The organism is Flintibacter muris, from assembly GCF_943192995.1.
Lineage (GTDB): Bacteria > Bacillota > Clostridia > Oscillospirales > Oscillospiraceae > Lawsonibacter > Lawsonibacter muris.
Window position 1 is genome coordinate 37,063 of sequence record NZ_CALPCP010000005.1, and the last position, 14,092, is coordinate 51,154.

At 55.3% G+C, this 14,092-nt stretch carries 11 protein-coding genes; 2 read left to right on the forward strand and 9 right to left on the reverse strand.

Going from position 1 to position 14,092, the window contains the following annotated elements:
* Nucleotides 1-26: 26 nt before the first annotated feature.
* Nucleotides 27-1,703 (forward strand): recombinase family protein, encoded by a 1,677-nt coding sequence (locus NFS22_RS06480; RefSeq protein ID WP_002569190.1) that lies wholly within the window; start codon nucleotides 27-29, stop codon nucleotides 1,701-1,703.
* Between the two features lie 276 nt (nucleotides 1,704-1,979).
* On the opposite strand, the gene NFS22_RS06485 is transcribed toward NFS22_RS06480, so the two are convergent.
* From NFS22_RS06485 to NFS22_RS06525, 9 genes are all read right to left on the reverse strand, one after another.
* The gene (locus NFS22_RS06485; RefSeq protein ID WP_251316883.1) at nucleotides 1,980-3,194 is read right to left on the reverse strand and encodes a recombinase family protein; all 1,215 of its coding nucleotides are present in this window, start codon (nucleotides 3,192-3,194) and stop codon (nucleotides 1,980-1,982) included.
* A gap of 334 nt (nucleotides 3,195-3,528) precedes the next feature.
* Nucleotides 3,529-3,867, reverse strand: a complete 339-nt coding sequence (locus tag NFS22_RS06490; protein WP_251316884.1) for a hypothetical protein — start codon at nucleotides 3,865-3,867, stop codon at nucleotides 3,529-3,531.
* 12 nt (nucleotides 3,868-3,879) lie between these two features.
* On the reverse strand, nucleotides 3,880-4,653 hold the full coding sequence (locus NFS22_RS06495) for an SDR family oxidoreductase (protein WP_251316885.1): 774 nt from the start codon (nucleotides 4,651-4,653) through the stop codon (nucleotides 3,880-3,882).
* A 73-nt stretch (nucleotides 4,654-4,726) separates the two neighbouring features.
* A complete protein-coding gene (locus NFS22_RS06500) occupies nucleotides 4,727-5,653 on the reverse strand; it encodes a fumarylacetoacetate hydrolase family protein (protein WP_251316886.1) in 927 nt (308 codons plus the stop codon).
* A gap of 24 nt (nucleotides 5,654-5,677) precedes the next feature.
* The gene (locus NFS22_RS06505) at nucleotides 5,678-6,910 is read right to left on the reverse strand and encodes a dicarboxylate/amino acid:cation symporter (RefSeq protein ID WP_251316887.1); all 1,233 of its coding nucleotides are present in this window, start codon (nucleotides 6,908-6,910) and stop codon (nucleotides 5,678-5,680) included.
* A gap of 30 nt (nucleotides 6,911-6,940) precedes the next feature.
* Complete coding sequence (locus NFS22_RS06510; protein ID WP_251316888.1) at nucleotides 6,941-8,125, reverse strand: pyridoxal phosphate-dependent aminotransferase; 1,185 nt, start codon at nucleotides 8,123-8,125, stop codon at nucleotides 6,941-6,943.
* A gap of 195 nt (nucleotides 8,126-8,320) precedes the next feature.
* Nucleotides 8,321-10,063 (reverse strand): [FeFe] hydrogenase, group A, encoded by a 1,743-nt coding sequence (locus NFS22_RS06515; RefSeq protein WP_251316889.1) that lies wholly within the window; start codon nucleotides 10,061-10,063, stop codon nucleotides 8,321-8,323.
* Nucleotides 10,057-11,892 (reverse strand): NAD(P)-binding protein, encoded by a 1,836-nt coding sequence (locus tag NFS22_RS06520; RefSeq protein WP_251316890.1) that lies wholly within the window; start codon nucleotides 11,890-11,892, stop codon nucleotides 10,057-10,059. Before NFS22_RS06520 ends, NFS22_RS06515 begins: the two co-directional genes overlap by 7 nt.
* A 297-nt stretch (nucleotides 11,893-12,189) precedes the next feature.
* Nucleotides 12,190-12,978 carry an SDR family oxidoreductase gene (locus NFS22_RS06525; protein WP_251316891.1) on the reverse strand — a complete coding sequence of 263 codons (789 nt, stop codon included), beginning with the start codon at nucleotides 12,976-12,978 and terminating at the stop codon, nucleotides 12,190-12,192.
* Nucleotides 12,979-13,124: 146 nt separating this feature from the next.
* On the opposite strand from NFS22_RS06525, the gene NFS22_RS06530 reads away from it, so the two are divergent.
* Entirely contained in the window at nucleotides 13,125-14,066 is a 942-nt protein-coding gene (locus tag NFS22_RS06530; protein ID WP_251316892.1) for a LysR family transcriptional regulator, read from the forward strand.
* Nucleotides 14,067-14,092 lie beyond the last annotated feature (26 nt).

Consider the following 14,092-nt stretch of genomic DNA (forward strand, 5'->3'; position numbering starts at 1 on the left):
TGTCTGTCGTCGGAAAGGAGGACAAAATGTTACAGACAGACAAGATTACCGCTTTATATTGCAGATTGAGCCAGGAAGATATGCAAGCCGGGGAAAGCGAGAGCATACAGAACCAAAAACTGATTTTACAAAAGTATGCTGACGAACACCACTTTTTCAACACGCGCTTTTTCGTAGACGACGGATTTTCCGGCGTGAGCTTTGAGCGTGAGGGGCTTCAAGCCATGCTGCATGAGGTTGAAGCCGGGAACGTGGCGACCGTCATAACAAAAGACCTTTCCCGTCTGGGACGTAATTATCTGAAAACCGGGGAGCTGATAGAGATTGTCTTTCCCGAATATGAAGTGCGCTACATTGCCATTAACGACGGTGTAGACACAGCAAGGGAAGATAACGAGTTTACCCCTCTGCGGAACTGGTTCAACGAGTTTTACGCCCGCGACACCTCAAAGAAAATCCGGGCTGTCAAACAGGCAAAGGCGCAGAAAGGCGAGCGCGTCAACGGCGAAGCTCCTTACGGCTACCTTATCGACCCGGATAACCGCAATCATCTGATACCCGACCCGGAAACGGCGCACGTCGTAAAACAGATTTTTGCAATGTATGTACGGGGCGACCGTATGTGTGAAATCCAGAACTGGCTGCGGGACAATGAAATACTGACCGTCGGGGAACTGCGCTACCGCAGGACAGGGAGCAAACGCCACCCCCGCCCACAGCTCAACGCATGGTACAACTGGCCGGATAAGACGCTGTACGACATTCTGACAAGGAAAGAATATTTAGGGCATACCATAACCGGGAAAACCTACAAGGTATCTTATAAGTCGAAAAAGACGAAAAAGAACCCGGAGGAAAAAAGGTATTTCTTCCCCAACACTCACGAACCTTTGATTGATGAAGAAACCTTTGAACTTGCACAGAAGCGGATTGCCACCCGGCAACGCCCGACAAAGGTTGATGAAATTGACCTGTTTTCCGGGCTGCTCTTTTGCGGGGACTGCGGCTACAAAATGTATGCAGTACGCGGAGCCGGGACGCTTGAACGGAAACACGCCTACACTTGCGGCAACTACCGCAACCGGGCAAGAAATGATATGCTCTGCACTACGCATTATATCCGCAAAAGCGTATTGAAAGAACTTGTCCTTGCAGACTTGCAGCGAGTAACGTCTTATGTGAAAGAGCATGAACAGGAGTTTATCGAAACAGCCAACGAGTGCAGCGCAAAGGCAGTACAAAAGACGCTGACACAGCAGCGGAAAGAGCTTGACAAGGCGCAGAACCGTATTAACGAGCTGAACATCTTATTCCGCAAGCTCTACGAGGACAACGCTTTAGGGAAACTTTCAGATGAACAATTTGCTTTTCTGACTTCCGGCTATGATGAAGAAAAAAAGACGCTGACCCGGAGGATTGCGGAGCTGTCACAGGAAATCGACAACGCCACCGAGCGCAGCGCGGACGTAAAAAGGTTTGTCGCACTGGTACGCAGATACACAGCGATTGAAGAACTGACCTACGAAAACGTCCATGAATTTATTGACCGTATTCTTATTCACGAACTGGATAAGGAAACGAACACCCGCAAAATCGAAATCTTTTATAGCTTTGTCGGCAGAGTTGATACAGGTGACAAGCCTACCGAAAGTATCTCCTATTTCAGACAGATAGGAGCCGACGTAAAGAGTTATGCTATCTAACATACATCAAAAAGAGGTAAGATAACACCCTCTGCAAAAAAGGTATCGTTATCTTACCTCAACAAAATTTGTCCCTGTGTAACCGTCATCAGAAAGTGTCAAGGGAAAACCCAAAAATTATAAAAATTTTTTCTCGGAGGAAATAAAACAATCTCCTTTTTGGTTTTTATTGGACACTATCGGGTGAAAGTGTCCTGTAAAAACCAAAAAGTGATTAAAATACAAAGTGTGGGAACGGCGAAATACACCGTTCCCACGTTATATATCGAATTGTTGTTAATTGCTGTCCCGCATAGTGGTATCCTCCTTGGCAATCAGCCGCATATCATCTTCGTTGAAATTCCAGGATATTTCGATATGCTTTCCACTGTAAACCTGGACTGAGTGAATCAATATCTCCACCACGTTCCGATTCAGTGTCCTCAGGTTGGTCAGCTGCTTCAGCCCATTGATCTGACCATAACTGACTATATCCACACTGGAAGAGTCACTATCGCTGGTCTGGTTCAACATTTCCAGCTTTGTGTGCTGCTCGGTGATAGCAGTGCCAAGTTTTATACATTGTTCTCTGTACTGGGTTTGAGAAATCTTGCCCAAGTCAAAGCTCAGATAGGTTTCCGCTTTCTGCGCCTCCAACTGAGCGATTCGCCTTTGGATACGCTGTTGGGCTGACTGAGTACGATCTTGCGCCGCTTGGACTTTTTTTGCCTGCCGGTCCAGTTGTTCCTCCGTCCGTTTCGCAAGCTGCGCTTGAAACCGGATGGAGGCCAGAACCGCTTGAATCAGGTCTGTCTCAAACAGGCGGATTTTTTTGCAGTCATCTGTTCCGTTCCATGTCCTGCCATCGCAGGCGTAGTAGACGCCCTGCGCAATCTCATGGCGTATCAACGCCGCGCCGCAGTGGCCGCATCTTAGCTTTCGGGAAAACAGTCTCCGTTTCATGGGGCCCAGCTTCCGAGCGGGCCTGACCGTTTCAAGCTTTGCTTGTACTTGGTCAAAGATTTCCTGAGAGATAATCGCCTCAAATGCTCCAGGAACGATGATCCAATCACCTTTTTCAATCGCCTTGGCTGAGTGGATATTCCCCAACTCGCTCAGTGTGGTTTTCAGTGCCACCAGCTTGCCGGTGTACCGCTCGTCCCGCAGGATTTTCCCAATCGTAGTGGCTCGCCAGAAATTATCGGTGCGTTCCGAGTTCCACAGCTGACGTTTGGACCCCAGCGCCCTCTTGTGCTGGGCTGGCGTAGGGGTGCCATCCTCATTCAGCCGTTTGGCTATTTCTGTGGGGGTGAGTCCCTCTGCATACCAGTTGAACATCCGCTGAACCACCGGAGCCGCCTCCGGATCAGGAATCCAGGCCCGTTTGTCCTCCGGGGATTTGAGGTAGCCATAGACCGGGTAGGCGTTGATACACTGGCCCCGTTGGGCGTACAGCCGCTTGGCCGCCTTGGACTTCTGGGATAGGTCCCGGCTGTACATTTCGTTAATCAAGTTTAATAGACCGTTATTGATATTACCCGCAGTGCCATAGGGAAAGTCATATGGTTTGCTTTTCTTAAAATCCGAAGCAACTCCATGTCACTCATCATTGCAAGCTGTGAGTCTAAAATCACCAAACTGTATTCCTGCTTCATGTAATCAACTAAAACCTCAACCGCAGACGTCATATAGCAGACATCCGTAAACTCATCCCGCATACCATCATAGATTGCCCGGCACACGGCTAAGTCATGGTCCACAACTAATATCTGTCTTTTTATGTGGATCACCTCCGGATTATACCCAAATATATTGCGGGTAGCCTTTCGCAGATGAGGATATCCATCTACATAGGAAGAATGTTTAGACGGTCAATCTTCCCATCCTCAGTTACCGAGGAGAGGTAGGCGACTACCGGTACCACTCTGTCATGATACACGATAAAGTACCAAGCTACATTCTCCTCCATGAATTTCACACCGCTGATGGGGAAGGGACCACCGTTATATCCGAACTTATGGTGGAACATCATCTCCACCGCCATCTTTCCGGACAGATGCAGGGTGTCTTCTCCTACCTGGGTCCAGGAAGCATCGTGAAGAATGCCATCCTTGGCAAACAGATCAGAAAGAGCGCATTCGTCACCCTTGCGCATATAATCAATGTACTGTTCCAATAACGTCATATTGGCACCCCCTTAAAACCGTTCGGAGTGCATCAGCGCATCGATGCCACCGTCTACAAACAGGATTTCGCCATTGATACCACTGGCTTTGCGGGAGGCCAGGAACACAATAGAGTTGGCAATTTCCTCTGCGTCCAGGAATTCCTTTGTCCCATATCGTGTGGGAATGGGGATGAGCAGCGCGGCATTCCGCTGCTGCTCCGTCATACCCTTCGTCATAGGAGTCGTGGTATTGCCCGGAGCAACTCCGTTGATCCGCAGGCCATCCACCGCCCAGTTGGGAGAAACCCGACGAATCCAGCGGGCCAAGGCGCACTTAGAGGAACTGTAAGCGGCAGGGCCTTTTTCCTTGGGAATCATGCGGGCCAGATCCATCCCTCGCTCCCGGTTGCGCAGATTGGTCAGCAGCTCCACCCAGTCCATTCGGACAATGGAATTGGTGATGGTGTTGGAGCAGGTCATCACGCAGCAGCCCTTTTTCTTAATGAGCAGGGGCCGAAGGCCCTCCGCAATATAGGTGCCCGCATAAAAATTCAATGCGAAAATTTTCTCTGCCGGCGCAGTGGGACCTACACCGGCATTGCTGATCAGACCGTCGATCCCGTCCGGGTACTTCTTCTTCACAGCCTGGATTGCGTCGTTGACACCCTCGTCTGTAGACAAGTCGGCCTGGAAGTCACCATCTTTGTAGTCGATGTTGAAGACTTCGTGTCCTTCTCCCATCAACATACGGCAGACCTCTGCGCCGATTCCGGTGGTGCCGCCGGTAACGACATAGATACCCATAACATTTCATTCCTTCCAGATCAATGCTTATTTTACGTTCCCGCCCCGGATGGGGCGGGAACCGGAACATGCTTTATTCTTTCTCAGGATGCTTCTTCAGGTCCACCACAGGGTTGAGCAGGGGCCGCATCTCAAAGCCGTCGGGGCCGACAATGCGGCACTCGGCCATGTCGCCGTCCTGGATGTGGAAGGCCCGGGGGGTGCCGGTGGACAGGATGTCGCCGGCGTACCAGCCCTGAATGCTGCTGTGGAGGGATACCAGCCGGGCAGGGCGGTGGGTCATGTTGGCAACCACGTTTTTGGCATAAATTTCCCCGTTGTGGACGGACTGGACCTCCAGCTTGAGGACGTCGGGCACCTCGTCGGGGGTAACCAGCTCGGGGCCGAAGGAGAAGAAGGTGGGGAAGTTCTTCACGATGCACAGATACCGGGGGTTGCCGCTGACGTAGTCGTTGCCCTTGAGGATGGACTCCTCCGTCATGTCCAGGATGGTGGTGTAGCCCACAATAGCGTCCTGCCAGTTCTCCTCGGATACATCCCGGCAGTCCTTGCCCATGATCACGCCCAGCTCCGCCTCGGCGGTGGTCTTCTGGGCCTCCTTCAGGGTGGGCAGCTTGATATCGTCGTTGGGACCAATCAGGGTGTCGGCCATTTTGAAGAAGCTGCCGGGGAAACCAGTGGGAGCGGCGGACCCGATATCCCCGGCGTGGTCCACATAGTTCAGACCGATGCCGAAGATGCGCTTGGGGTTGCGGTACAGGGGAGCGTAGACCACTTCCTCCTGGGGAACCAGGCCGGGCAGATTGTCCAGTTCAGCCTTGCCGCCGGCGTTGTACCAGGCGGTCAGACCAGGAACCTCGCCCTCCTGAATAAGGGACAGCATGTCGGTGCTCCAGGCGGTGCCTTTGGCTGCGTTGAGGGCGGCGATAGGGAACACGCCCTTGGGGGTGACGATACCGGCGATTTCCCCGCCGTTCTTTTTAATGGTAGCAAGACGCATGGTTATATTCCTCCAAGTATGTATTTATTTTTTTGCCGCGACGGCAGCGGGGGGAGTTATCATATTTTCACTGCGGGCCACTACCATCGTGGTGACCACATCGCCAGTGACATTAAAGGTGGTGTTTGCCATGTCAATCAGACGGAAGATACCGGCGATCATGCCCACGATCTCCAGGGGCAGGCCCATGTTAGTCAGCAGGATGGTGGTCATAATAATTGCGCCGCCGGGGACGCCGGGACAGCCCATAGCCACCAGCACCGTGGATACCACAATGTTGAGCAGGGCGGCGGGGGTGAGGTCCATGCCATAAATCTGAGCTGTCATCACGATGGCCGCAGCGTAATAGATACAGCCGCCGTTCATATTGATGGTAGCCCCCAGGGGCAGAGAGAAGGAGGACAGCTCCGGAGACACGCCGAAGTCATCGTTGGTGACCGAGGTGGAAATCGGAAGAGAACCAGCGGAGCTGGTGGTGCTCAGGGTGACCACCCAGACCTTCCAGATGCCCTTGAAGAACTGGCCGATGGGGAACCGGGCCAGGATCGCCACCATGGGGACATACATCAGGCACACCAGAATCACGTCGGAGGCGTAAACGGTGAGAATCAGCTTGCCCAGAGGACCAAAGATTTTCAGTCCATATGCGCCCACGGAGTCAGCCAGCAGGGCGCACACGCCGATGGGAGAGAACTCCATAACAATGGCGGTGATTTTGGACATGACGTCGGAAAAGCTCTGGATGGCGGAGGAGAGACGCTCCCCCTGCTCCCCCATCATAATGAGGGCAACGCCCAGGAAGATAGAAAAGACGATAATCTGGAGCATATTGGTGTCAACAAAGGACTGGAAGATATTGGACGGGAAAGCGTCCACGATGGTGTCCAGCACGCTGGGCATGGCCTGGGCCTCATACTGGCTGCTTTCTGCCAGTGCGCTCATATCAAAGCCCTGGCCGGGATTGGTGATATTTGCCATCAGCAGTCCAAGGGCCACTGAAATGGCGGAGGTGAGGGCGTACAGTCCCACCACCTTCACACCGATACTGCGCAGCTTGCGCAGGTCGCCCAGGCTAGCCACGCCGGCGGTAATGGAGCAGAACACCAGGGGAACGACGATCATTTTGATCATGTTCAGGAAAATGGTGCCCAGAGGTTTCAGAATGGTGGCCTTCTCCTGGAAGATCAGGCCGATTACAATACCCAGACCAAAGCCAATGAAGGTTTTCAGGGCCAGGCTCATCTTTTTCTTTTTCAAGCGTTTGTCCTCCCTTTCTCTATTCACTTGTCAAGGTTTCTGCTGAAGCAGCGCAACGGCCTTTTTCAGCTGCGCACACCCCTCCACCACGTTTTCGTAGCTGTTGGCAAAGGACATCCGCAGATAGCCCTCACCGCCGGGGCCGAACACGTCGCCGGGCACCAGGGCAATCTTGGCCTCCTCCAGCAGGTAAGCGGACAGATCAGCAGACTTCATGTTCAGGGACTTACAGTTGATGAAGATGTAGAACGCGCCCTTGGGGCACTCGCAGTGCAGGCCGGGAATTTCGTTGATGGCTTTCACCGCATAATCCCGGCGGCGCTGGTACTCCTTCACCATCTCCTTCACTTCGTCCCCCTCCTCGTTGAGGGCGGCGATGGCGGCCACCTGGACGAAGTTGGGGGCGCAGGTGGTATTGTGCTGGTGGAACTTGTTCATGGCCAAAATATATTCCTCGGGAGCGGCCACATAGCCCAGCCGCCAGCCATCCATAGCGTAGGCCTTGGACATGCCGTTCATGGTGAAGGTGCGCTCCTTCATGCCGGGCAGGGAGGCAATGCTGATGTGTTTGGCCCCGTCGTAGACCAGCCGCTCGTAAACCTCGTCGGAAATAACCATCAGGTCGTTGGAGACCGCAATCTCAGCCAGCTCCTTGAGTACGTCCTCAGACAGCACGCCGCCGGTGGGATTGTTGGGGGTGATGATGACGATGGCCCGGGTCTTGGGGGTGATTTTTGCTTTGACCTCCTCCAGGTTCATCTGGAAGCCGGTTTCCTCGGTCAGCCCGTAGGTGACCGCCTTGGCCCCCAGCAGGTTGGGCACGTTGATGTAGTTGAGCCACACCGGGTCGGGGACCAGAATTTCGTCGCCCTCCTCCAGGATGGTGGCCAGGACGGCGAACACCGCCTCGGACAGCCCCACGGTGACCAGCACCTCGGATGCTGTATAGTCCACGTTGTTCTCCCGCTTCAGCTTGTCCGCGATGGCCTGGCGTAGCTCCATCAGGCCGAAGTTGGAGGTGTAGTGGACCTTCCCGTCCGCCAGAGCCTGCTCCGCCGCCCGCTTAATGTACTCCGGGGTGTCAAAGTCGGGCCGTCCGATCTCAAAGTGGAGGACCCTCTCCCCCGCCCGCTCCATTGCCAGCGCCTTTTCGTTGACCTTGCGGATGCCGGAGGGTGCCATCCGGTTCATCCGCGCCGCGATTTTTGCCGCCATAGTTTTGCCTCCTCTGATTTGGTTAATTTGTGTAAAACAGGCTGCGTTTTGTTCTGCCTTCTGATACTATTTAGCCATAAAAGCGGCGAAATGTAAAATACGAAAAACTTGAACACGTTATATCTATTTTCGTATAAGTGCTATGCAATCTGCACAATTAAACAGCGCCCGGCCTGGTGGCCGGACGCCCTTTGATTACGCCTGACTTGGCATATTCCAAGCCATATGGTCGGTATGTAACAGTTCCTCCGCTTTTTCACTGAGAGGCTGTCCCAAAAACTCCTCATACAGCGTTTGCACATCCGGGTTTTCGTGGGAGAAGCGCATGGGATTCGCCTTGTCCAGATGATACAGCCGTTCACCCCGAACGCCGTACCGTTCCTCGTCTTCCACCGAGATGGGCTGCCCACCACCGCCTACGCAGCCGCCGGGACAGGCCATCACCTCCACAAAGTCATAGTGGACTTTTCCAGCCTTTAACTGTTCAATGAGCTGCCGGGCATTGCCCAGTCCGCTGACCACAGCGCACCGCACCGGGATGTCGGCAATCTCATAGGTGACTTCCCGTAGGCCAGGGCCGGTGCGGACCGCCGCGAAGGCGTCCGGGTCCGGATTTTCTCCGGTCAGGACGTAGGAAGCGGTGCGTAGGGCGGCCTCCATCACCCCGCCGGTGGCCCCGAAGATGGCCCCTGCCCCGGTGTGGGTACCCAGAGGACTGTCCAGGGCCTCCTCGGGCATACTGGCAGGAGAAATCTGATCCGCCCGCAGCATCCGAACCAGCTCCCGGGTAGTGAGCACCATATCCACGTCAGGGCCATGCCCGGTGGTCATGCTGGGCAGTTCGCACTCCGCTTTTTTGGCCACGCAGGGCATGATGGACACACAGCAAATCTGTTCCGGCTCCACGCCCAGTTTTTTGGCAAACCAGCTCTTGGTCACACTGCCGAACATCTGCTGGGGGGACTTGGAGGTGGACAGCTGGCCGGTCAGCTCCGGGTACTGTCCCTTCAGGAACCGCACCCAGCCGGGACAGCAACTGGTGAACATAGGCCAGCGGGTCAGTCCGCCAGATTTCAGACGGTGGAGGAACTCGTTGCCCTCCTCCATAATGGTCAGGTCAGCGGAAAAGTTGGTGTCAAAGACATAGTCGAAGCCCAGGCGGCGCAGGCAGGCGGCCATGCGCTCCATGGTGGCCTCCTCCCGGCTGAGGCCGAAGTATTCACCCCAGGCGGTGCGGACTGCCGGGGCCACCTGAACCACGGTGATTTTGTCCGGGTCGGCCAGGGCGGCGAAGGCCTTTTGTGTGTCGTCCCGCTCCCGCAGGCCGCCCACCGGACAGTGGGTGATGCACTGTCCGCACAGGGCGCAGTCCGAATCCTTGATGACCCGGTTGTTGGACACGTCCACCATGGTCCGTCCGCCAGTGCCCGCCACGTCCCAGATGCTCAAAGACTGGACCTTGTCGCAGATTTGAACACAGCGCATACACTTGATGCACTTGTTGTAGTCGTGGTACAGAGGGAAGGTGGTGGTCCAGGCCCCCCGCAGGCCCTTGGGCAGCTGCGTCTCGTAGGGAACCGACAAAATCCCAAGGTCGTTGGCGATGGTCTGGAACTGACAGTTGCCGCTGCGCACGCAGGTGGCACACTTGCAGTCATGCTGGGACAAAATCAGCTCCACATTGGTTCGCCGGGTGCGCCGGGCCCGGGGAGAGTTGGTGTGGACCACCATCCCCTCCCGGACTGGGCTGTTGCAGGCGGTGACCATGGCCCGCTCTCCCTCCACCTCCACGCAGCACACCCGGCAGGCGGCAATCTCGTTGACGTCCTTTAGATAGCACAGGTGGGGAATGGAGATACCGGCGGACTGCGCCGCTTGCAGGATGGTGGTTCCCTCCGGAACCTGTACCGGTCTGTTGTCGATGGTCAGGGTTACCATTCCGTGTTCCTCCCTCCCTTAAAGCTGCCGAAGCCGAAGTGGTCGCACCGCAGACAGCGGCTGGATTCCTGGTGGGCCTCCTCCTGGGTCATCCCCTCCACCACCAGAGAGAAATCCCCCTGGCAGCCGGGATGGGCATGGCTTTTCAAATTCACCCGGCCGCAGGGCGGGGTGTTGGTAAAGTGGGCCGGGGGAATTTCCACTTCACTGCGGATTTTGTGGTCAAAGCCCAGGTAGTTGTCAATATTGGCGGCGGCTACCTTGCCCGCGGCCACGGCGCGGATGACGGTGGCGGGGCCGGACACCGCGTCGCCTCCGGCGAATACATTGTCCACCCCGGGAACCGAACTGGTGTGGTCGGCCTGGATGGCCCCCCGGCTGGTGGTGACCCCTACCTTCTCGAAGGCCTGAGCCTCGATCGCCTGGCCGATGGCCACAATCACATAGTCGCAGGGAATGCGAAATTCCTTGGCGTCCGCGTCCCCCGGTCTGGGACGTCCATCCCGGCCATAAGCGCCGATGAGCTGAGGACGGGTCCATAGAGCGGCCACCTTGCCCTCCGCGTCCGCCTCAATGCGGGTGGGGGCCTGGAGGGGCAGGATCTGACAGCCCTCCGCCATAGCCTCCTCAATCTCCTCAGCCAAGGCCGTCATGTCCTCCACCCGGCGGCGGTAGACGCAGGTGACGCGCTCCGCCCCCAGCCGCAGAGCGGTACGGGTGGCGTCCATGGACACGTTGCCGCCGCCGACCACGCAAACCCGCTTTCCGGTAAAATCGGGAGCCTCTCCATCCCCTACGTTCCGTAGCAGGGCCACAGCGCTGATGACATTTTGGGCCTCCTCGCCCTCCAGGCCCAGCTTTTTGTCGTTGTGGGCCCCGATGGCGATGTACACCGCATCAAAGCTGGTTTGAATCTCATCCATCGTCAGGTCCTTCCCAATGGACACGCCGGTATGTACCTTGATCCCCGCACTCAGGATATGGGCAATGTCCCGATCCAGCACCTCCTGGGGCAGACGGTAGTCAGGGATGCCGTAGCGCAGCATCCCGCCCAGCTTGGGTCGTTGCTCGTAGACGGTGACGTCGTGTCCCATGAGGGACAGATAGTAGGCCGCCGTCAATCCGCCGGGACCGCCGCCAATGATTGCCACCGTCTTGCCGGTCGCTTCCGCTCTCGCCGGGGCCTTCATGGGCTGGGAGTGGTCCACCGCATAACGCTTCAGGCCGCAGATGTTCACCGCGTCATCCACCATGCGCCGGCGGCACTGACTTTCGCAGGGGTGCTCGCAGACGTAGGCACAGGCGGAGACGAAGGGGTTGTCCTTGCGGATCAGGCGCACCGCGTCCTCATACCGGCCCTCGTGGACCAGAGCCACATAGCCGGGAATGTCCACATGGGCGGGACAGGTGGACACGCAGGGCACCGGGTGGCTCAGGCCGCAGATACACCGGCCGTGGAGGACGTGCTCCTCGTAGTCCTCCCGGAAGCCACGAACCCCTTTGAGCACCATGTGGGCAGCCTCGTAGCCGATGGCGCAGTCAGCGGAGTCGGCAATCACCTGGGCGGTGTTCTCGATGAGGTCGATGTCCTCCAGGGCGGCGGTGCGGTCCAGCACCCGCTCGATGAGGACGGCCAACTGGTTCAGTCCCACCCGGCAGGGGACGCATTTGCCGCAGGTCTGAGCGTGGCACAGCCGCAGAAAGTTCAGCGACATGTCCACCGGACAAAGCCCCGGCTGGCTGGCGTTGATCCGCCGCTCCATGTCACGCTGTAGGCCGCCCAAGACAGTTTGAGCCCGCCCCGGCACTTCGATGGATAATCGGCTCATTCAAATTCCTCCTTCTTTATGAAAATAACAAATGAAATAATAAGAAGCCCGACCAGTCATCTGGGCAAATGTCCGGTCAGGCTTTCCATGGGGGAGGTCTGCAAAACAAAGTTATCGTTTCAACCTTGTTGTCCCGTATTGTAGCAGAAGGTATTCTGGTTTGTCCAATCCGTATTACTTAATAAGGTTATATCTATTTTCGTATATCGTTTGTCGATTTTTCCAATAAAGAGCGGGAGCTTGGCAAGATAATCCTGCCAGACTCCCGCATGGAAGAAAGAGAGAAGAAACACAAACTCAATAGGCCCCGGTCATCGCGCCGTCCACCAGGATGGTCTGGCCGGAAATATAGGTGTTAGCCTCGGAACACAGGAAGGCGGCCATACGGCCATACTCGTCCACGGTGCCGTAGCGGCCCATGGGGAAGGACTTCAAATCCTCCTTTTCGTATTCCTCCACGGAGATTCCTGCCTTCTCTGCCCGCATCGCGTTCAGACTGGTAATGCGGTCGGTATCAATCCGGCCAGGGCCGATGACGTTGACCAGGATATTGTCCTTACCCACCTCCTTGGCCAGCGTCTTGCTCATCCCCACTACGCCCATGCGCATGGTGTTGGACAGAATCAGGTTGTCCAGGCAGTCCCTGACGGAGGAGCTGGTGGAGTTGAGGATGCGGCCCCCGCCCAGGCGGCGCATGGAGGGCAGCACAGCCCGGATGGTACGGATGTAGGACAGCAGGCACATCTCGAAGGTGCCCGTCCAGGCCGCGTCATCAAAGCTGTCAAAGGGACCGGGCTTGGGGCCGGGACCCATGTTGACCAGGGCGTAAATGTCGCCCAACGTCTGAACGGTGTGATCCACCAGGGCCTGGATGTCCTCCGCCTTGTTCACGTCACACACAAAGACCTCGGGACGGTTGCCCGTCTCCTGTTCAATGTCCGCCTGGGCGGCGGCCAGCCGTTCCGGGTTGTGGCCGCTGAGCATGACTTTGGCCCCCTCCCAGGCCAGCTCCGTGGCGATCCCCTTGCCCAGGCCGGCAGCAGACGCCATGCACAAAACTACCTTATTCTTTAATCCGAGATCCATAATGATACCTCCCCAACAAATTGATTCAATTTCTTGTCTTGCGTTTTGTTTTTCTTTCTGATATTATTTAGCCACAAAGCCGTCAAAAAGTAAAATACGAAAAACTTGAAGACATTATATCGATTTTCGTATAGGAGGGCAGCAAAATGACGAATTATAAAGAATACATCTATGCGGTCTATCAGGAAAAAAGTTTTTCCAAGGCGGCCAAAAAGCTGTATGTCTCTCAGCCCTGGCTGAGCGCCACCATCAAAAAAGCGGAGCAGAAATTGGGCCTGGCCCTGTTTGACCGAAGCACCAATCCCATTTCATTGACCGAAGCGGGAAGATACTACATTGAGAAGTATGAACAAATTACAGCCATTGAGGAGGAGATGATTGAAAATTTCAGGCAGATGCGAGATATAAATCGCACAGAACTGCACATCGGAAGCTCCATGTTCTTCTGTACGTATGTACTCCCAAGCCTGATGAAAGAGTTCCAGCTCCTCTATCCACAGGTAACATTAACTTTAACAGAGGGCGGCAACAAAACACTTTTAGAAAAGCTCATGAATGGACGGCTTGATTTTCTTCTGGAGGCAGAGCAGCCCGCCAACAGTCGGATTTATGCTATCCCCTGGGCGTCAGAGGAGATCGTTCTGGCGGTACCGGCTAACAATCCGGTCAATGAGAAACTGGAGCAATACCGCTACTCCTTTGAAGAATTTCTGAACCGTAATCAAGCGGACAGCCGCCGTCCATCCGTTCCCCTGGAGGCTTTTGCGCAGGAAAACTTTCTCCTCTTGAAAGAAGGAAATGACATTCATCAGCGCAGTCTGCAAATTTGTAAAAATGCCGGATTTATCCCCAATGTATCCCTATATCTGACTCAAATGATGACAGCCTACTATCTGGTTTGTGAAGGACAGGGGATTACCTTCTTGCGTTCTACCATACCGGCCCACGTTGCGCCAACTGATAAGGTTGTTTTTTACCAGCTGGGCGATTCTCTGGCTGTGCGCAGTATTTACCTCTCATATACCAAACGGAACACAAACCCGGTACAACAGCATTTGATCGACTTCATGAAAGACAGTATTTTATAAGAAAACCGTAGCGCCCAATCAGAACG